The 19,422-nt window shown below is 60.2% G+C and carries 19 protein-coding genes; 7 read left to right on the forward strand and 12 right to left on the reverse strand.

The features are described from left to right. On the forward strand, positions 1-274 hold a 274-nt coding region (locus tag BLW66_RS10415; RefSeq protein WP_139254562.1), incomplete at its 5' end, for an integrase core domain-containing protein. A gap of 420 nt (positions 275-694) precedes the next feature. Here BLW66_RS10415 and BLW66_RS10425 read toward each other — a convergent pair. The 6 genes from BLW66_RS10425 to BLW66_RS10455 form a co-directional block, all read right to left on the reverse strand. Then, positions 695-1,369 (reverse strand): helix-turn-helix domain-containing protein, encoded by a 675-nt coding sequence (locus tag BLW66_RS10425; RefSeq protein ID WP_089947101.1) that lies wholly within the window; start codon positions 1,367-1,369, stop codon positions 695-697. 288 nt (positions 1,370-1,657) lie between these two features. Then, positions 1,658-2,353 carry a hypothetical protein gene (locus tag BLW66_RS10435; protein WP_089947103.1) on the reverse strand — a complete coding sequence of 232 codons (696 nt, stop codon included), beginning with the start codon at positions 2,351-2,353 and terminating at the stop codon, positions 1,658-1,660. 51 nt (positions 2,354-2,404) lie between these two features. Then, complete coding sequence (locus tag BLW66_RS10440; RefSeq protein ID WP_089947104.1) at positions 2,405-3,487, reverse strand: tyrosine-type recombinase/integrase; 1,083 nt, start codon at positions 3,485-3,487, stop codon at positions 2,405-2,407. Positions 3,488-3,824: 337 nt separating this feature from the next. Further along, positions 3,825-4,784: a phosphotransferase gene (locus BLW66_RS10445; RefSeq protein ID WP_089947105.1), complete on the reverse strand. Its 960-nt coding sequence runs from the start codon at positions 4,782-4,784 to the stop codon at positions 3,825-3,827. 47 nt (positions 4,785-4,831) lie between these two features. Further along, complete coding sequence (locus BLW66_RS10450; protein WP_139254563.1) at positions 4,832-5,566, reverse strand: glycosyltransferase; 735 nt, start codon at positions 5,564-5,566, stop codon at positions 4,832-4,834. A 456-nt stretch (positions 5,567-6,022) separates the two neighbouring features. After that, positions 6,023-6,628 carry a glutathione S-transferase family protein gene (locus BLW66_RS10455; RefSeq protein ID WP_089947107.1) on the reverse strand — a complete coding sequence of 202 codons (606 nt, stop codon included), beginning with the start codon at positions 6,626-6,628 and terminating at the stop codon, positions 6,023-6,025. 69 nt (positions 6,629-6,697) lie between these two features. On the opposite strand from BLW66_RS10455, the gene BLW66_RS10460 reads away from it, so the two are divergent. From BLW66_RS10460 to BLW66_RS10475, 4 genes are all read left to right on the forward strand, one after another. Further along, positions 6,698-7,408 carry a helix-turn-helix transcriptional regulator gene (locus tag BLW66_RS10460; RefSeq protein WP_089947423.1) on the forward strand — a complete coding sequence of 237 codons (711 nt, stop codon included), beginning with the start codon at positions 6,698-6,700 and terminating at the stop codon, positions 7,406-7,408. A 118-nt stretch (positions 7,409-7,526) separates the two neighbouring features. Further along, positions 7,527-8,744 carry a GTP-binding protein gene (locus BLW66_RS10465; protein ID WP_089947108.1) on the forward strand — a complete coding sequence of 406 codons (1,218 nt, stop codon included), beginning with the start codon at positions 7,527-7,529 and terminating at the stop codon, positions 8,742-8,744. Further along, entirely contained in the window at positions 8,741-9,376 is a 636-nt protein-coding gene (locus BLW66_RS10470; protein ID WP_089947109.1) for a DUF1826 domain-containing protein, read from the forward strand. Before BLW66_RS10465 ends, BLW66_RS10470 begins: the two co-directional genes overlap by 4 nt. Next, on the forward strand, positions 9,373-9,624 hold the full coding sequence (locus BLW66_RS10475) for a DUF6525 family protein (protein ID WP_089947110.1): 252 nt from the start codon (positions 9,373-9,375) through the stop codon (positions 9,622-9,624). The genes BLW66_RS10470 and BLW66_RS10475 overlap by 4 nt, the downstream gene beginning before the upstream one ends. Here the strand turns inward: BLW66_RS10475 and uxaC are convergent. Beyond that, complete coding sequence (uxaC, locus tag BLW66_RS10480; protein ID WP_089947111.1) at positions 9,612-11,012, reverse strand: glucuronate isomerase; 1,401 nt, start codon at positions 11,010-11,012, stop codon at positions 9,612-9,614. The genes BLW66_RS10475 and uxaC overlap by 13 nt on opposite strands. Before the next feature lie 202 nt (positions 11,013-11,214). Here uxaC and uxuA point away from each other — a divergent pair, with 202 nt between their 5' ends. Next, positions 11,215-12,432 carry a mannonate dehydratase gene (gene uxuA / locus BLW66_RS10485; protein WP_089947112.1) on the forward strand — a complete coding sequence of 406 codons (1,218 nt, stop codon included), beginning with the start codon at positions 11,215-11,217 and terminating at the stop codon, positions 12,430-12,432. Between the two features lie 5 nt (positions 12,433-12,437). Further along, positions 12,438-13,898, forward strand: coding sequence for a mannitol dehydrogenase family protein (locus BLW66_RS10490; RefSeq protein ID WP_089947424.1), 1,461 nt, complete (start codon positions 12,438-12,440; stop codon positions 13,896-13,898). A gap of 3 nt (positions 13,899-13,901) precedes the next feature. On the opposite strand, the gene BLW66_RS10495 is transcribed toward BLW66_RS10490, so the two are convergent. The 5 genes from BLW66_RS10495 to BLW66_RS10515 all read right to left on the reverse strand — a co-directional run bounded on the left by BLW66_RS10495 (position 13,902) and on the right by BLW66_RS10515 (position 19,422). Further along, positions 13,902-15,146, reverse strand: coding sequence for an NAD(P)/FAD-dependent oxidoreductase (locus tag BLW66_RS10495; RefSeq protein WP_089947113.1), 1,245 nt, complete (start codon positions 15,144-15,146; stop codon positions 13,902-13,904). Between the two features lie 20 nt (positions 15,147-15,166). Further along, positions 15,167-16,192, reverse strand: a complete 1,026-nt coding sequence (locus tag BLW66_RS10500) for a Gfo/Idh/MocA family protein (protein WP_089947114.1) — start codon at positions 16,190-16,192, stop codon at positions 15,167-15,169. Further along, complete coding sequence (locus tag BLW66_RS10505) at positions 16,185-17,174, reverse strand: Gfo/Idh/MocA family protein (protein WP_089947115.1); 990 nt, start codon at positions 17,172-17,174, stop codon at positions 16,185-16,187. Before BLW66_RS10505 ends, BLW66_RS10500 begins: the two co-directional genes overlap by 8 nt. Continuing rightward, the gene (locus BLW66_RS10510; RefSeq protein WP_089947116.1) at positions 17,167-18,183 is read right to left on the reverse strand and encodes a Gfo/Idh/MocA family protein; all 1,017 of its coding nucleotides are present in this window, start codon (positions 18,181-18,183) and stop codon (positions 17,167-17,169) included. Before BLW66_RS10510 ends, BLW66_RS10505 begins: the two co-directional genes overlap by 8 nt. 330 nt (positions 18,184-18,513) lie before the next feature. Continuing rightward, a complete protein-coding gene (locus BLW66_RS10515; RefSeq protein WP_089947117.1) occupies positions 18,514-19,422 on the reverse strand; it encodes a DMT family transporter in 909 nt (302 codons plus the stop codon).

Genomic DNA, 19,422 nt, shown 5'->3' on the forward strand with positions numbered 1-19,422 from the left:
CAGCCAATATTGCTCACACGATTACCAAAAAATCCTGCGCCAGCATGGCTTCAAAGTATCCATGTCTGGCAAAGGCAATTGCTATGATAATGCCGCCGTCGAAACCTTCTTCAAAACCATCAAGGCAGAATTGATCTGGCGCGATAACTGGGGAACCCGCAGGAAGGCTGAGATGGTGATCTTCGAATACATCAACGGCTTCTACAATCCACGACGACGCCATTCAACATTAGGTTGGAAAAGCCCTGTCGCATTCGAACGAAAGGTGGCCTAAACGAGCACCAGGGGCGGCACGAAAGCGCGACAGGTCCAATCGTTGAACTACGACTCCGTTGGACGTTAGCGAACCGTCGTCTTCCAGTGTCATCCCGGCCGCATGGGCCATCGCGCACGCAAAAGTGTAAATTACGCTTGGCATCGGCGACAACAATATACCAAGAAGTCGAACGGAACTAGGGGCACCTCAGTTCTAGTAGCACAATGACACCCTTTCAAATGGGCTTTTTTCTCCAATTTCAGCCGCGCAAAAAGTGAGGTACCACCGCCGGTCTGTGCCGCACCCAAATAATTTTCGAGCCCCCCCTCCTCACTTCCAACACCTGCTGCGTCCATTTGGATGATTGGCCTTCTAGACAACTCCTGCAGTCAACCATTCTTCTTTGAGCGCGGGACTTCTCAGTCAGCACTGCCGCGCCTAACAAACACATCTTCCATTTGAAGCCAGTACTCGAGCAAAGAAGAGCTTGTAGCCAATTTGATCTTGCTCGCTGGATTTTGGATACCGACAGGGAAGACGATACGCATCCCCTATTTTCACTAGCAAGAGGACGGCATCAACGTCTTCATAGCCAGCGCTGGTCAGATACGCTTTCCACTGGGCAATGATTGATGGCTCGCTTTCTCCCACCGGATGCCAGCTCAAAGCTGCGTTCGAATTCGCCAATTCTACTTGGTTCTTACTTGGTTCTATATAGGGCGCGACAGTGCTGTCACCTTCAGACGACATGCGCGACCTATGGCTGTCGCCCTCAGTGTCACCTTCACTGTCATGCTTAGCTTGTTTCGGCGACGCAATCTGCAAGGTGCGACGGCGGCGTGGAATATTAACTTCCTGGAGCCAGCCTTGCTCAATCAGCTCCTTGATGTAGCGCTGAATGGAGCGGACTCCGACCCTCATCGCCTTTGCTAAGGTTTTGTTGGATGGCCAACACTGACCAGTTTCACGACCGACGAACTGATCGCACAGCACATTGCCACATTGTTTTGCGGACCGGCTCAATTCAAAGGATCGATTGAGATCTTTCTTCCAATCGAAGCGGCGCTTGTTCCAAGAGTTCGGATACTGACCCTTTTTGGTTAAACTATCCATTTTACTTCACCCCGCATGTGCGGCGTGCACCGACAGATCGGGCACTCATCCAGGCATCAATATCGGTGCGCCTGTAACGAACACCCCTCAAGCCGATGAGGACATAGTTCGGACCCGCGATGCTGCTAGTTCCCATCCGAAGCTTCGCAAGATAGCTCTCGCTCAGCCCCGTGTACTTTGCTGCTTCTCGTGCGGTTAGGTATTTTTCACTCATTTTACTGCTCCTCAATGCTACTTGAGGTTTCTGAATGAACGATCCTCAGATCTAGTTCATGGTTAGGGCAGAACTCATTTCTGCCTCAGCAAACCATATGACTCCTTCCAGCCTTTAAACGCAGAAACTGGGTCATCACTTTTGCCATGATGGTCAAACATATCGACAAGCAATCGGTAAAATGGGCCCGATTCATTCATGGCCTTCGGAACTGTTACTGTCTCCGAGAATTGATCACAAATCACTGAGCAAGCATGTACGATCGCCCAAGCTTCCAGCTTTTTGTTACCCTCAGTCATTGCACGCGGAACGAAGTCAGCCACTTTTTCTACTGTTTGAGAAATTTTCTTCTGTACGTCGAGAAAATCCGAGGTTTCGGGTCCATTAGACAGGATATTAGTAGTGGTCGGAGACATGCCACCATCAGGCGTTTGTTCCTTTTGCGCCATGTCAAGGATCCGTTGATTTTCTTCTGCGCGCCCGAATAGCTGAATTGTATCTTCATCAAATTGGCTCTGCAGCGAGACTGGAAGATCCCCATAAATTCGTTGGATCTCGGAGAAATGATACTTCATCTTCTCAATTTTTTTCATAGTTTTTATGTGCGGCCAAGCGTCAGAGTATGCATGCGCTCGCACTGTCAGGAACCGAACAGCCATATATCCGATAGGGTAGTCTGCAGGACCGCCAAAGTGTTTTTCAAAAATTCGCTTGAGGCCATCTAGGTGCTCAACTGGATCCACGTCGGCGGGCAATTTGTTCTTTACCAAATCAGTATCCTAATTTTTAAATCGTGCGCTTGCCGCTCGTATATCAATTATTTAACGCTTCAGGCCTGTACGTCGACTAAGTTCATCACAGGTAATCTCCATTGAAGGCCTTAACGCTTCAAGGGAAGGCTTCACATATCGCTGCCCAGTGATCGAGAGCGGCGTGTGATTGAGCAGCCTGCCAACGACTTCTTCCAAGACACCTGCCTCAACCGCCACCGTAGCAAAGGTGCGCCGATGCGTATGCAGGCTCCACGGAAAGTTCCGAGGATTGGTCACGTGTCCATTTCTAGACTTGGGCGAAGGGAACACCCAAGTTTTGCTTAAGCCACGAAGCGGAGCTATTATCTCATGATGAAGCTGCAGAATAGGCAGATCAAAACTGCGGCCATTCTTGGTCATCGGAAGATGTATGTGATCCTCGCGCACGCTGTCCCATCGCAATGTAAGCGCTTCACTCTTTCGGAATCCCGTGAACAGGAGGAACTCATACAATACCTGATGGATCGGATTGGTCAGGCTATCCAGCTCAGTCCGCCAATGACGCAGGTCTCCAATTGTCTGACCGTCAAGCCGCTCCTCAAACCACTCGATTGCGAGCGTTGGCGTTTCGGGAAGATCATGAACACGCCTTGCATGATTCCAAACGGCCCTGAAGTTTTTCAGCAGATGGTTGGCGGCAGACGGGCGGTCCGACAAGGATCGATGCTTCTCAACCACCATCTTCTTTGAAATCTCGTCGAGTGGCAGACGAAGCCATTCCTTGAGGTGAAGATCAAATTGCTGCCTAAGCCCTATCTTATGTGTCTCTGATCTCAACTTCGGTCTCGCTAGATATCCCTCAATGGACGCATCAAGTGTAGGAGCTCCGATTTGAGCCACCTTCCCTGCCCCGCGGCTCATCTCCAACGTGAGCCCTAAAGCCGTTTGTCGAGCCGCCTGAGCACTAATGACGGGGAACCTGCCGATCATGATCCGCTTGGTCTGCCCTCCAACATCTTTCTGAAAATACCAAGTCTTCGAGCGCTTCCCCACGAAGAGAACCAGCCCCCTAATCTCACTGTCCCAATGCTTGTCAGTACCCGTTTTTGTCTGTGGAACCCGTCGTGCAAAGGTCTCGGAGAGCTTTGGCATATTGTCGGCCTTTTGTAGGTATTGAACTGAAACACAGGGAACCATGAGGAACCTCTGTATCGCAATTTGTTCCACAAAGTGAATGACTTGGCAACTCCAGGAATGTCTGGGAATGCTATAACGTTTGCTTGGAAAACTGAGGTCTTAACCATTACACAACGCCCGCTCAGGGCCGTTCAGGCTTGGCGAAATCATTATTCCACGGTGAAAAAATGGTCAAGCAGGTATGAGCACAACGCTAGGTCAGAATTAGTGCTGCCCCCACCATTGATGACTTATGGGGTGCCGTTCTGCGTCCCCGTAATTCCAAATGCTTCTCGCTCAAGCATAGTTGAACTCACATGCCATGACGACCTTCGGCAAGAAAACGAGTGGCCATTTGATGGAGGCGCGACAATGCCAGCGGATCCCTTTGGTAGGTCACAATACGTTCAAGCATCTGGAGCCCGATGAAAAATGGGAGCAATGATGGTATTTCGCCTTCCGGCAATACTCCACTTGCAAGGAACGCTGTAAAATCCGGCTCAGCGACACCCGCCCTATAGACCATTTCGACAGTCGCGACAGAAGGCTCTAGTGGCGTCTGTGTTTGTGTCCAAACCAAGAACTTCGCAACATCGTCAACAATTGGACGCCAAGCCTCACCTTGGACATCAACGCCATAAAGAGTGCCCTCGTGATAATGCGCATTGATGCTAACATAATCGCCATGCACTGCCGCCTTTATCACACTGGAGCCGCGCAGCGACGGTGCACGTTCTCTGAGAGATTTTAGAACCAAATTGAACAGCTCTTGATCCGTGGCAGACAGCGTCGAAATATCTGTTTCTGAGCGCTTTCTTATCCACCAGCCTGGGCTAAAACTCGGAGATACCTCAGTTCGAAACTCTGTATATGCTCGAAGCCATCCACCACTAAGCTCAATCAATGCGCTCCTCTGCTTTAGGTCGGCTCGCCGGATGGCATCATCTAACCGAAGTCCGGGGACAAAGCTCAGAGCGATGATCCCCAGCTCAGGGAAAGCGGCCACGCATTCGTTGATCCTGTAGGGCGCGGCGCACATTCTTTTCGACAAGGCATCAAGTTCTTTTTGAGCCCTCAGAACCTGATTGCGTGCCTCCGAGTGCAAGTAGTGCTTGATCACTACTTTAGCGCCACTCAGCTGAGCAATTGCAGTTGTACGTTTAGGACCCGTCTTGATGATGGTTTCAATGTTGAAATCCTCGAACCCGGGATGTCCTCGGACCACCTCATAGATGCTGTGTTCAGCGTGAAGCTTTTCCAAAGGTGGTTTCATATACTTATCCCGAAGCTGCGAAAACCGTTCGTTGTGGGGCGCTATCTTCAAACGTTTCTCAGAGCCCAAGTCAGGCCAGAATCGTTATCAAGGCCGAGTTTATGCTCATACACGCGCCAGTTTTGCTCTGTATGTTTGTAATCTGCATCAAACTGCCGGAAGAGTTCGGACTTGAGGCAGCTTTGGGGCAACAAACCAACATCATACTTTCCAATGTTCTGATATAAAAACGTCGTAAAGGCACCCGGCCCTGATAGCCAAAAAATACCTCGGGAGTCGATATCGTGAATATTTCGCAGAACCTGATCTAACATGGCTTCTATGAACGGGTGGCATGGCGGAGCAGCAACAAACCAATTATTCACAACGCAATTTGGAACATTGGTCATAGATGACGCCCAGACCCGCTCACCTCCGCATCTCAAAAATTCAGGAATTCGGTATTCTGGTTTACTATCTGCATCGCAGTATAAACCGCCGCACTTAGCAAGCCGATACAATCGAAAGACATCTGATTTAAGAGCAGGGTGCCAAAGCTCAGAATAGGCTTTAGCCGCGGCGTCTCCAAACCCCTCCCGAATGAAATCCCGGGCGGATTGGTCGTCATACCAGACGTGCTCTTCGGCGCAACTTACCCAAAGCTGCTTCGCGTCCAAAATCTCCTTCGGCGGCATAGAATGATCCCAAAACTGAAACACATCCATTACAGAATTTTCTGTAGCAGGAAATTCAGCCCGATGACCCGAATATGCAGCCCATCCCATAGCTTCAAAGCGCGTCATGCTATGAGCATCAGCGTCAGAGACAATGCGCTTCAATCTGTCATACGAGCCGTCGCTGAGATCACCCAAGAGAGCGGTCAGGAGCCGCGGCTGCCCCCAACCGTGTGGCGCGCAATCGGAAGGAGAGGTTGGAAATCTACAGTTTCCACCTCTGCACTCAATAAGTCGTCCACAAGTCGAAATGGCACACCTGCAACATCAAACCCCTTTTCGGACAGACGTTGCAGGTATCGATCAAGTGCAGAAAACTTCTGTTTTCCTCGTAGGTGGTCAATCCGCAAGCGATGTTAATACTTCAGCTTCACACCCAATACGCGTCCTTTCCGTGGCCCACATGCTTGTCTAGCACTTAGGGAAAAATCCGAAAGGGTTTCGGCGCTGTAAGGCACCGAAACAAGGACTAAGTAGAGGTCTTCTCTCTAAGAACTGATCTTATCACATTTTCTAACTTTCGACCTACCCCAGCTGCGCCGCCTCCCGCTCCGCGATCACCTTCAGCGCGGGACGCGCGGCGCAGCGTTTTATCCAGTCTTGCACGGCCGGCTGCTTTGGCGCGGCGTCGGGCAGCCAGTGAAACGGGCTCGACAGCAACAGATCCACCGCAGAATACGCCTGCCCCAAAAGGTACGGCTGCCCGTCCAACGCATCGGCCAAGCGCGCGACGACCGCGTCCAGATCACGGAATGTCGCGTGAACGGCGGGGTGCTCCAGTTTTGCCCAGTCAAGCACCAGAACAGGCTCCATCACGCCTTGATAATAGAACAGCCAACTCAGGAAAGCGCCGCGTTGCGGGTGCCCAACGGGGCGGCCCATCCCCGCGTCGGGAAACATGTCAGTCAGATAGGTGATGATCGCACCGCGCTCATGCACATAGTCCGCGCCATTCGTCAGGTAAGGCACCTTGCCTTCGGGGTGCGGGTTTTGCGGGTCCGGCGCGCCGCTGCCGTCTTCACGGGCCACGGTGACGTTCACCACCTCAACGCGGTCAGCCGCGCCCAACTCCTCAAGAAGTGCGAGGATAGAGGTCGAGCGGGTATTGGGCGCGTGATAAAGCTTCAACATGATTTGGGGTCTCCTTGGGTTTCCTTGATGCCTTGCTTTATCACCGTCCCACTGACAGATTATGTCAGCATGGCACGGACCGATCGCCTCATGCGCCTGATGGATGCGCTGCGCCGCTTGCCGGTGCCTGTCACAGCCGCGCGGCTGGCGGCAGAAACGGGCGTGTCGCCGCGTCAACTCTACCGTGACATCGCCACCCTGCGCGCAGGCGGCGCGCTGATTGATGGCGAGGCTGGCGTCGGATACCGCTTGACAGAAGACACCGCCCTGCCCCCGCAAAGTTTCTCGCAGCTAGAGATCGAGGCCCTTGTCCTTGCCGTTGGAGAACTGCAGCAAACCGGCGACGCGGCGCTGGAGGCGGCGGGCCGCTCGGCCCTCGCCCGTATCATCGCCACCCTTCCCGGGGAGCAGTCGCGCCAAGCGCTCCACACCGTCTTGCGCAGCTTCCGCCAACCGCCGCGCCCCGTTGATTTTACGGCCGATATGGCGCTTTTGCGCCGCGCCTGCTGGGAGGAGCTGGCGCTTGATGTCCGCTACCGTGACCTCAAGGGGCAAGTGACGGAGCGGGAAGTCTGGCCCTTGGGCATCAGCTACGCCGCGTCAACGCTGATGCTGTTGGTGTGGTGCTGTTTGCGGCAAGATTGGCGGCTCTTTCACGTTGGCGGTATTGAGCAGCTGAGCCTGAACGGGCGCAGCTTCAGACCGCGCCGCGTGCCACTGCTGCGCGACTACGCGGCGCGGCAACGCGCCCTGCGCGACGGACAGCCCCCACAGGCCTGATAAAAACCCGCATATCTACCAGCATATTCCTGCCATCAACTGACCAGCCTGCTTGTATTTGTATAAACTGTTATATTATAACGTTACGCATTATTCATCTGAGGTAGAAGACGACATTATGCACGCCCCTGATCCCCGCCTTCCCGTCACTGTCCTGTCCGGCTTTCTTGGGGCCGGAAAAACCACCCTCCTGAACCGCGTCCTGAACAACCGCGACGGGCGGCGCGTCGCCGTCATCGTCAACGACATGTCAGAGGTGAACATCGACGCCGACCTTGTGCGCGCCGACACCGAGCTAAGCCGCACCGATGAAACGCTGGTCGAGATGTCGAACGGCTGCATCTGCTGCACCCTGCGCGATGACCTCTTGGACGAAGTCCGCAGGTTGGCGGCGGAGGGGCGTTTCGACTACCTGCTGATCGAATCCACCGGCATCTCGGAGCCGCTGCCCGTCGCCGCCACCTTCGATTTCCGCGATGAGCACGGCGAAAGCCTCTCCGACGTGGCGCGACTCGACACGATGGTCACCGTGGTCGACGCGGTGAACCTGCTGCGCGATTACTCCAGCCATGATTTCCTACGTGACCGCGGCGAAACCCTCGGCGCGGAGGACGAGCGCACCTTGGTCGACTTGCTGGTCGAGCAGATCGAATTCGCCGATGTCGTCGTGATAAACAAGGTGGCCGACGCCCAGCCGCAGCAGGTGATTGCGGCGCGCCAGATCATTCGCAGCCTGAACGCCGATGCGCGGGTCATTGAGACCAGCCACTCCGACGTGCCAGCGGACGCAATCTTGGATACTGGCCTCTTTGACTTTGACAAAGCGCACACGCACCCGATGTGGGCGAAGGAGCTATACGGCTTCGCCGACCACGTGCCCGAGACAGAGGAATACGGCGTTGGTTCCTTCGTGTACCGCGCCCGCAGGCCGTTTGTGCCGGAAAAAATCATGGGCGTGCTGAATGGCGACCTGCCAAACGTGATCCGCGCCAAGGGGCATTTCTGGATCGCCACCCGACCGGAGTGGGTCGCGGAATTCTCGCTGGCGGGCGCCTTATCAACCGTGAAACCGCTGGGCACTTGGTGGGCCTCCGTGCCCAAAGACCGCTGGCCCGACAATGAGACAAGCCGCGCTTACGTGGCGCAGCATTGGCAAGAGCCTTGGGGCGACCGCCGCCAAGAACTGGTGTTTATCGGGGCGGGCATTGACTGGGCCGACATCAAGGCGCGGTTGGACGGCGCCCTGATCCCAGAGGGGCTGGCCACCTCCCCCGATGCCCTGCCCGACTTCCCCGACCCGTTTCCAAATTGGCGACGGGCGGAGCAAGCGGCATGATCGGCGTTCAGGAAAAAGCCCGCGACTTGTCCACCGGCGTCCACATCGGCCAATCCGCAGAAACGCTGCACCGGATATCCGATGCCGCATGCGCGGCGGCGATCTGGGACAGGCCGCCCCTGCCCACGTTCCAAAGCTGGATTGACGCGCTACCGCCCGCGCAACTGCCCTCTGCGCGGGTGATCCTTCCCGCGCAGGCAGTGAAGGACGCCGTCACCACCATCTGCGACGCCGCCGAAACGCCCGACTGTATGGAGCGCACCCGCCTGATTGACGACATCGCCGCCCTCGCAGATATTTTCGCGGGCGTCATGGCCACCCCCTACCTGCGTTTGCGGCTGGCCTGCATCACCACGAATTCCTGCCGCAAGTTCCATCTGGATGCCGTCACCGCGCGCCTGATCTGCACCTATCGCGGGACGGGCACGCAGTACGGCGTGGCGCGTGACGGCGCGGACCCAACGCGGATCGTCAACACCCCCACGTGCGCGCCCATCGTGCTGCGCGGTTCGCGCTGGCCCACGCATCCCGCATCCGGCCTCGTGCACCGCTCTCCCCCGATTGAGGGCACTGGCGAGGCACGTCTGGTGCTGGTCCTTGATCCCATCGACGATCCGGAGGACGCGCCATGAATGGCAATCTTGGGGCCACGACACTCCGACGGCGGCGGCGGGCGGCGGACCCCATGCGGACCTACGACACACTGCCCCGCCCCTTGCGCTTATGGCTGGCGGAGGCCGCTCTGCCGTGGTCGCCCCACTCGTGCAAACGCATCTGGGACAAGGCCCGCCGCAAGGGGCTGTGCCCAGATGACGCGCTGTCGCTGCTTGCCGCCGCCGAGGCCAAAACCCTCGCGCAGGAGAGCCGTCACAACCGGTAAGCCGCCTTCGCCAGACCATGCGCCAAAAGCGGCGCGATTTCATAGGCCTCGGCCTCGTCCAAGCGGTGCGTCAACACCATCTCCGCCAGCCAGCCACTGTCCACGCGGCGGGCCACATCGTGGCGCGCGGGGATGGAGCACAACGCCCGCGTGTCGTCGTTAAAGCCCACGGTGTTGTAGATCCCCGCCGTCTCCATCGCCATTTCGCGAAACCGGCGCATGCCCTCAAAACTGTCGTGAAACCACCACGGCGGCCCAAGTCGCAGGCACGGCCAGACGCCCGCCAAAGGCGCAAGCTCGCGCGCGTATGTGGTCTCGTCCAAGGTGAACAGGATCAGCGTCAATCGCGGGTCCATCCCCACCGCATTCAGCAGCGGGCGCAGCGCCACGGGAAAGCTCACAGGCACCGGAATATCAAACCCGCGATCCGGCCCGTATGCAGCCTGAACCTCGGCGGAGTGCCCGCGCAACGACCCGCTGTGCAATTGCATAACCAGCCCGTCTTCCAGCGACATCCGCGCCATTTCCGTCAACATCTGGGCGCGGAACAGCTCCGCGTCCTGCGCCGCCATCTTGCCGCTGCGCACCCGCGCATAAAGGGCGCGGGCCTCGCCCAGTGGCAGGTCAGCCGTCAGGGGGGTCGGGTGTCCGTGGTCCGTCGCGGTCGCGCCCATCTCGATGAACGCCCGCCGACGTGCGCGGTGCGCGTCCAGATAGCCGTCATAGGTGCTGGTGTCGCAGCCAGACACCTGCGCCAGCCGCTCCAGATTACGCGTAAAATCCGGTGCATCGGGGTCGATCACCGCGTCGGGGCGGTAGGTCGGCACCACGCGTCCCGTCCAGCCGCTGTCCCGCGCCGCTTGGTGCCACGCCAGATCATCCAGCGCACTGTCGGTGGTGGCGATCACCTCGATCCCGAACCGGTCAAACAGCGCGCGCGGGCGCGTGTCGTCCTGCGGCAGTCGCTCTGCGATCCTGTCGTATATATCCATTGCCGTGTCCGGCCCCAGCCGCTCGGTCACCCCGAACAGACGCGCCAAGGCGTCATCCACCCAGATACGCGACGGGGTTCCTGCATAAAGGTAATAGTGATCCGCAAAAGTCTGCCAGATTTTGCGCGGGTCTTTTTCGCGACCGGCCCCGATCCCCAGCGCCTCAAAGCTGACGCCTTGGCTGACCATCATCCGCGTAACGTAGTGATCCGGCGTCACAAACAGCGCCGCAGGATCGGTGAAGGCGGGGTTCTCCCCCCACCAGCGCGGGTCGGTATGCCCATGCGGCGAGATGATCGGCAATGCCTCCACCGACTGGTAAAGCTCCCGCGCCAAGCGCCGCGCCGCAGGATCGGCAGGCAGCAATCGGTCGGGGTGCAAAGGGCGCTCTTCCATCACGGATCCTCTTCAGTAAAAAACGCAGGTGACGGCGTATCAACCGCATCTACCGCGGTGGCGTCCGCTGGTGGGCTATGGCGCATCATGTCCCCTTCGGGGGCAACCGTGCCGCCACGCTACCATACTAGTCAACACTCAATCGCTATGCTACCCGTCGAGCACGGCCCAGCGCAGGCACAGACACATCCGGAGACCCCCTATGAAACAGACATGGCGTTGGTTCGGCCCACAAGATCACGTGTCGGTTGACACAATGCTGCAAGCTGGTGTCGACGGCGTCGTCTCCGCGCTGCACCACGTTCCCACGGGCGCTGTCTGGTCGCCGGAAGAGATAGCACAGCGCCAACAGCAAATCGCAACCCGCCCCTGCGGCGCGCCCTCCGGCCTTGCGTGGGACGTCGTGGAAAGCCTGCCGGTGTCCGAAGACATCAAACGCCAAACAGGCGACTGGCGCGACCATATCGCGGCGTGGAAGCACTCCATGCGCAACCTGCATGCGGCGGGGATAGAGGTCATTTGCTACAACTTCATGCCCGTCCTCGACTGGACCCGCACCGATCTGGCACACGCGCTGCCGAACGGGGCCACCTGCATGCGGTTCGACCTGCCGGTTTTTGCCGCCTTCGACATTCACATCCTTGCCCGCGACGGCGCGGCGCATGATTACCCTGAAGACGTTGTCGCCAGCGCGGCGGAGGCATTCGCCAAGATGGCGCAGACAGACATAGAGGCCTTGGTGCGCACGGTTGTTTTCGGCCTGCCCGGCGCTGCGGAGAATTTCTCCCTCGCCGATTTACGCTACCATCTGGACGCCTACGCAGGGTTGAGCGCGGACAAATTACGCGGTCATCTGGTTGATTTTCTGGAAGAGGTCGCCCCGCTCGCGCAAGAGTTGGGCATACGCCTGTGCTGCCACCCCGACGACCCGCCCACGCCCCTTCTGGGCCTGCCGCGCATCATGTCGACGGAGGCGGATTACGCCGCCGTTCTAGACGCGGTCGACCTTATGTCCAACGGCGTCACGCTCTGCTCCGGCTCCTTGGGGGCGCGGCCCGACAACGACCTTACCGGCATGATGGAGCGTCTGGGCGACCGCGTGCATTTCTTGCACCTGCGCAACGTTCAACGCGAAAGCCCGCATGTGCAAACCAGCTTTCACGAGGCGGCACATCTGGAAGGCGGCACCGACATGGTCGCCCTGATCGCGGCGGCGCTGCGACAGGAAGCCAAACGTCGCGCCTCTGGCCGCGCCGATGCCTCCATCCCCTACCGCCCCGACCACGGGCAAGACATCCTCGATGACCTAGGCCGCAACGCCCAGCCGGGCTATCCGGCCATCGGGCGCTTGAAAGGCCTGGCAGAGCTGCGCGGTATCGTCACCGCGCTGTCGCATGACCATGTGGCGAGCGCGCTGTGACCCGCATGCGATTGTCTCATCTGCAAGATATCACCGGCACGGCCACGCGGCCCCGCTATGAGCCCGCCGCGCATGGTGCGGGCATCGTGCATCTGGGCCTAGGCGCATTTCACCGCGCGCATCAGGCGGTCATGACGGATGCCGCCCTGTCCCACGCTGGCGGCGATTGGCGCATCATCGGGGTGAGCCTGCGCTCGCGCGCCGTGGTGGACGCGCTGGCCCCGCAGAACGGCCTCTATACCGTGTTGGAACACGATGCGGCGGGCGTCACGGGCCATGTCGTCGGCGCCATCGCGCAAGTGATCGCCGCCGACCCTGCCGCCACGCTCAAGGCACTTAGCGCCCCTACAACGCGGATCGTCACCCTCACCGTGACCGAAAAAGGCTACGGCATCGACCGAGCCACGGGCCTGCCCGACCCGCAAAATGCAACCGTTGCCGCCGATCTGGAACAGCCCGACGCCCCCAGCGGCGTTCTTGGCCTGCTCACCGCCGCGCTGGCGATCCGGCGCGCGAAGGGCGATGCGCCCTTCACGGTACTTTGCTGCGATAACCTGCCGGACAACGGACGCTTCCTGCAACAAGGCGTGGTCGGCTTTGCCCGTCTCTATGACGCCGATCTGGCCGATTGGATCGCGGCGCATGTCGCCTTTCCGTCCAGCATGGTGGACCGCATCACCCCCGCCCCAAGCGACGCCACGCGCAAAGACGCGCTGGCACTCACGGGCTGCACCGACCTTGCCGCGATAGAAACCGAACCTTTCACCCAATGGGTGATCGAGGACAGCTTCCCCCAAGGGCGCCCCGCGTGGGAGCACGGCGGTGCGATCTTTGTGGAGGACGTCGCCAAGTTTGAACACATGAAGCTGCGAATGCTGAACGGCGCGCACTCCATGCTGGCCTATACGGGGTTTCTGGCAGGGCACCCCTACGTGCGTGACGTCATGGCGGATCCGGCCCTCACGCGGTTGGTGGGGCGGCATCTGGACGCCGCCGCCCAAACCTTGGAACCACTTCCCGCGATTGATTTCGCCACCTACGCAGCAGAGTTGAAAGACCGCTTCAAGAACCCCGCAATCGCGCATGAGACGTATCAAATCGCGATGGACGGCACGCAAAAGCTGCCCCAGCGCATTTTTGCGCCCGCCCTGCATGCCTTGGCCCACGGGCAAGATCTGCGCCCCTTCGCCTTCGCTACGGCCATGTGGATGCGCTACGCTTTGGGCCAAACGGAGGCGGGCGCGGCCTATGATCTACGCGATCCGCGCGCCGCAGAGATAGCGACCGCCCTGAACGGGCTGCCCCGTGACGGGGGCCGCATATCCGCCGCGCTGCATGAGCGGCTGACCCTGATCCCCGACGCCTTGGCGCAAAACGACAATTGGCGCGCAACGGTCGCAAAAATCCTAAGCCATATCCTGACAGATGGCGTCGCTGCAACGATCAAGGCCGAGGCCAAGCTGTAGCGCCTACGCGTCGGACCTGTATTTCGCAGGTGCAAACGGGGCGAGGTCGATGTTGGGCGTCGTCCCGCCAATCAAATCCGCGATGATCCGGCCCGTTTTCGGCCCACCCGTCAGCCCCACGTGCTGATGGCCAAACGCGCTGTAGCTGCGCCCCGCCGCATCGTTCGGCCCGATGACCGGCAAGCTGTCCGCCGGTGCGGGGCGATGCCCCATCCATTCCACCACGTCGTCGTATTCGATATCCGGCAAAAGCCGTTTCAACTGACGGCGCAGCAACGCGAAGGGGGCGCGGCTGGGGCCAGCCTCCAGCCCGCCAAATTCCACCACGCCCGCCGCCCGCAATCGGCCGTCCATCGGCGTCACCACGAATTTTCCGCTGGCCACCATCATCGGCGCCTTGGGCATGAACGACGGGTTAATCAACTCTATGTGGTAGCCCCGCTCGCTTTCCAACGGGACTTTAACGCCAAGCTTATGCGCGATGGGTTTCGACCACGGACCAAGCGCGAAGACGATGTGATCGGCCCGCATCTCCCCCTGCGAGGTGCGCAGCGCTGCAATCGCGGGGCCGTCCATCTCGACGTCGTCAATTTGGGCAATCGTCAGGGTGCCGCCTTGGGCCACGAAGTGATCCGCCAGCGCCTGCACGTATTTGCCGGGGTCGGAGATCCGCCCATGGTTCTTGCACCGCACCACGACCTCAAACGCATCGCCAAATGCGGGGTCATAGTCGCGGAAGGTCGCGCCCTCCACCACGTCAAACGCATAGCCGTTGTCTTTGCGCTTTTGCCAGCCGTAGGCGTCCGCCTCAAAGGCGGCGCGGGTGGCGTAGCCAAAGCAGAAATCCTCGGGCGAAATAAACCGCTCCGCGCCGGTTCCCGCCGCCAAGGCGCGGTGCTGCTCCACGCTGTCGTGCAACAGTTGCGACATGGCCGCGCCGTAGTGATCGACATGGGCGTCGGTGGCATAGCCAAGGTAGCGCGCCAAGAACGGCAGCAGCTTGGGCAGATAGGACCAGCGCAAAAACAGTGGCGCATCGGGGCGCAGCACCATGCCCGGTGCTTTGCGCCATAAGCCAGGCACTGTAACTGGCACAATTGCCCCCGCCGCCAGAACACCCGCGTTGCCGTGGCTGGTGCCACGCGCGGGGCCTGCGCGGTCAACTATCGTCACATCATGGCCCGCGCGTTGCAGCCAGATGGCGCAGGACACACCGACGATACCCGCCCCCGCTACGATAATCTGCATGTGCTGTGTCCTATCCGTCGCTACGGCTGCCAGCCATCATATAAAGCGTGGGTGCGCGGCAGGGGAAGGCGTTGCGGCGCACCCGCGCGCGCCGCCGCATAAAGCGCCGTGACCAACTCCACAGAGGTCCGCCCCTGCGCGAGGGTGACCGCGTCGAGGTCCAGCGCAATTGCCTGCAAGAAACCCTCAAACCCCAAGGGCGATGCGACCACATCCTTTAGCGCCGCGTTAATCTCTTCGGCAGAGCACCCGCGCGGCGTGATCGTCCATTGCGCGGCGGCAGGCGCATAAGGTGACAAGCCGCTTTCGGCGGTGAAGCCGTCAAACATCAACCGGATGCGCGAGGTGTCATCCCCCGCCCCCAGCGTCGCGGAGGAGGTCACCAACGCACCGCTTTCCATGGTAAAACCAAGCGCCGCGCAATCCTCCGTCTCGATGTCGTTCACCCGCGTCGCAAGCTGCGCGCTGACCTGTGCCACAGGCCCCAAAAGCAAGCACATCAAATCATGCGCGTGGATTGCGTGGCCCAAGATCACGCCGCCCTGCTCCCCCGCCCAAGTGCCGCGCCACGGCGCGTCGTAATAGTCCGCGTCGCGCCGCCAGTGCGTCTCGATGGAGCCCGCGAAAGCCGTCCCCGCCAAGCCCGCGCGGATCAGGTGCAAGACCTGCGCAACCCCGACGCCAAAGCGGTATTGAAACACCGGATAAACCCTGCGCCCCGTCTTGCTGGCCACGGCCTCCAGCCGGTCCATGTCCGACAGCGACGTGGCGATGGGCTTTTCGCAGATCACGTCCTTTCCGGCCTCCAGCGCGGCGATGGCGGTAGACACATGCAGATGCGGCGGCAGGCACACGTCGATGATATCAACGTCGGAGGCCAAAACAGTGGCCAAATCGGTCTCCACCGGAATACCGCCCGCAATTTCCGTGGCGCGTGCGCGGTCCAGATCGCAGATCACCGCCACCTCGAAGTGCTCCGGCAACGCACGGTAGGCGGTCAGATGCTCGCGCCCGATCCCCGCGCCGATGATGGCGACCCTACGCATCGGCCATCGCCTGTGCGCGCAAAGCCAGCTCCATCACCTTGAAGGCATGCGCTTGCGGCATGGCGGTCTGTGTCCGGTCGCGTATGTCAGCCGCAAGTCGCGCAAAATACGGCAGGCCCGCGTCGCTGGCGTCGATCCTTTCGCAGCGCGACCCGTTGGTCAGCAGCATATGGTCCGTGCCAGCCGCCCCGCCAACATCCACATATTTACGCAGCTCTATCGTGCCCTCGGTGCCAAGGATCGTCAGCCGCCCGTCGCCCCATGTGGGCAGCGCGTCGGGGGTAAACCAGTCAACACGGATGTAGCCGTGGCCCTCCGACGCGCGCAGGGCGATTTCACCGAAGTCCTGAAAATCCCCGCCGATGGAGGTCGCGGTGGCCAGTGTCACCTCCGCGTCTGTGGCGCCGGTGAAATACAAAAACTGGTCGATCTGATGCGACGCAATATCGGTCAGGATGCCGCCGTTGCGGGCGGGGTCAAAGAACCAGTCAGGGCGCGTGGCGCGGTTCAAACGGTGCGGGCCAAGCCCCACGGTCTGGATCACGCGGCCAATCGCGCCCGCCTGCACCAGCTCCGCCGCGCGGGTCACGCATGGCACCTCGAAGCGCTCGGAAAAATCCACCGACCAGATGCGCCCCGTGCGCGCGACGCAGGCCTTGATAGCGTCGAGTTGCGCCATGGTGGTGCAGCCCGGTTTGTCGGACATCACGTCGATCCCCGCCTCCATCGCGCGGATCGCCAAAGCGGCACGGTCGCAAGGGATGGCAGAGATAATGATCAGGTCGGGTGCGGCCTCCAGCACAGCGTCCACGCTGGGCAGGCGCGGCGCGTCGGGAAAGCGTTTGACGAACCCCGCCAAAGGCTCCGGCGAGCCGTCCGTCCACCAGCCGACGCAATCCGCGCCCTGCTGCAACATATTGCCAAGCATCCCGAAGGCATGGCGGTGGTCGATACCAAGGACAGCGACTTTAAGCTTAGACATTGGGGACTCTCATGCGTTTGCCCTCCAGCGAGGATTCCATCAGCGCCTCCACCAGCGCTTGGGTTTTCAGGGCGGCGCGCCCCGTGATCATGGGCGGGCGGTCGTCGGTTATAGCCTGCACGAAGTCATCCAAGATGCCTTGGTGCCACGCGTGGGTGAAGGCCATCGGGTCCGACCCGCCGCCCGTCCCCGCCGCCGCGCCAAAGCTTTCGGTGCGCCCGTCCTGCCAGTGGATGTGCAGCTCCCCCGATTGCAGCCGTGCGGAGGCATCGGTGCAATGCAAGGTGATGCTTTCGGCCCGCCCTGGAAAACTGGCGGTGCTGGCGGTCAGGGTGCCCACGGCGCCGTTGGCAAAATCCAGCCCTGCGGCGACGACGTCCTCGGCCTCCATCTTGTGCAGCTTGCTGGTGCGCGCCATCGCTTGCACCTGCGACGCGGGGCCGGTCAGTGACAGCGCCAGATCAAGGGTGTGAATGGCTTGGGTGATCAGCACGCCGCCGCCGTCTTGCGCGATGGTGCCGCGACCGGGGGCGTCGTAATAGCCTTGGTCGCGCCACCACGGGACGCTGATCTCCGCAAGGGCAAGCTGCCCCAACGCGCCTTGCGCCATAAGCTCCGACAGCTTTTGCGACGCCTCGCGCATCCGGTGCTGGAACACCACGCCAAGGGGCACGCCCGCCGCTTCGCAGCGCTCCACAATGACGGTGGCCGCGCTCAGGCTGCGCTCCACGGGTTTTTCCATCAAGATGGGTTTGCCTGCCTTGGCCATCGCGGCGACGATCTCGCTGCGCGCGTTGGGGGGCGTGGCGATAATGGCGAAATCAATGTCTGGGTCGGCCGCAGCCTCCGCCAGCGTCACCGCCTTCACCCCGTGCGCTGTGGCGTAGGCCTGCGCGCTATCCTCGCGGCGTGCACACACGGCGGTTAGCTGCGCCAGCCCAGATGCCTCCAAGGCCAGACGGTGCGTGTCGGCCACCATGCCGACACCGAATAAAACGGCGTTCTTCATACGATCCTCCCAGTCGGGACGACCGTGCGCCAAACCGTCAGAAGGGTCAACGCCACAAGCCCCCGAGCTGGTATGAAACCATCGAGGGTGGGCAAAATTGCTCTATATAAAGAGTAAGGTGGCGGCGCCGCCGAAGCGTGACTTACAGCCGGACAGGGCGTTTTTGCCCCGCATCCCTTCCCGCAAAGGCGGCTTGCCTTTGCCGGTATTATATCGCGCGATGTTAACGGGTGCCCCTTGGCCCAGCTTGGAAAGGCTGGGCTGCGGGATCCTGATAAATCACTCTTATGACGTCGAGCCGGGTTGTAGCTGTCAGCGGTTGCGCGCGCGTTAACCCTGCGCACGTTGCGGGCCTTGCTTGCGCGTCCTGATCCAGATGAGCAGCCCCGACCCGATGATGATCCCCGCCCCGATCAACGTCGCCGTATCGGGGATATACCCCCAGATCACATAGCTGGAAATAGACAGGAATAGCAGGAAGAAATAGGCGTAAGGCATCAGGGTATTGGCCGTGGCAAAGCGGTGCGCGCGGGTCAGCAGCTCGTGCCCCGCCCAGCCGAAGACGCCCAGCAGCACCATCAACACCCAGTCCAACGCCGTCGCGGGCGGCGTCCAGTAATAGATCGCCACCGGCAGCAAGACTGCCGTGCCAAACAGCCCCATGTAGAACTGCATGATCTCTGCCGACACCACGCCCGACAGCTTGCGCGTCAGGATAGAGTAAAGCGCCATCGCCACCGCGTTATGCAGCGACAAGAGCATGGCCCAGTGGAACTCCGCCCCGAACGGGCGCATCACCACCAACACGCCAACAAACCCGAGCAGGATGCCAAATATACGCCACGGCCCTGCCCGCTCACCCAGTAAGGGCCAGCCCAGAAGGCACACCAGAATGGGCGAGGTGAACATGATGGAGGCGGTGACCGTCAGCGGCAGATAGAGCAGCGCCAAGAAGTTGAGCGCGGTCGACGACGTCAACAGATAGGCGCGGATCAGCACCAGCCCCAAGCGGTCGGTCTTAAACCGCTCCACATCCATGCCGCCGCGCCCGACCAGCCACGTAGAGATCACGAAGTGCCCCACATACCGCATGAAGGCCAGTTGCATCGCGGGCAGCCCCGCCAGCACCAGCCATTTCACCGAGGTGTCGATCATCGAGAACAACAGCCACGCCACCAGCATCATGGCGATGCCCAAACTGGCCCGATCCTCCAGCGCGGGTATGGCGACGCGGCTCAT

It is taken from the genome of Litoreibacter albidus (genome assembly GCF_900107015.1).
In the GTDB taxonomy this organism is placed as follows: domain Bacteria; phylum Pseudomonadota; class Alphaproteobacteria; order Rhodobacterales; family Rhodobacteraceae; genus Litoreibacter; species Litoreibacter albidus.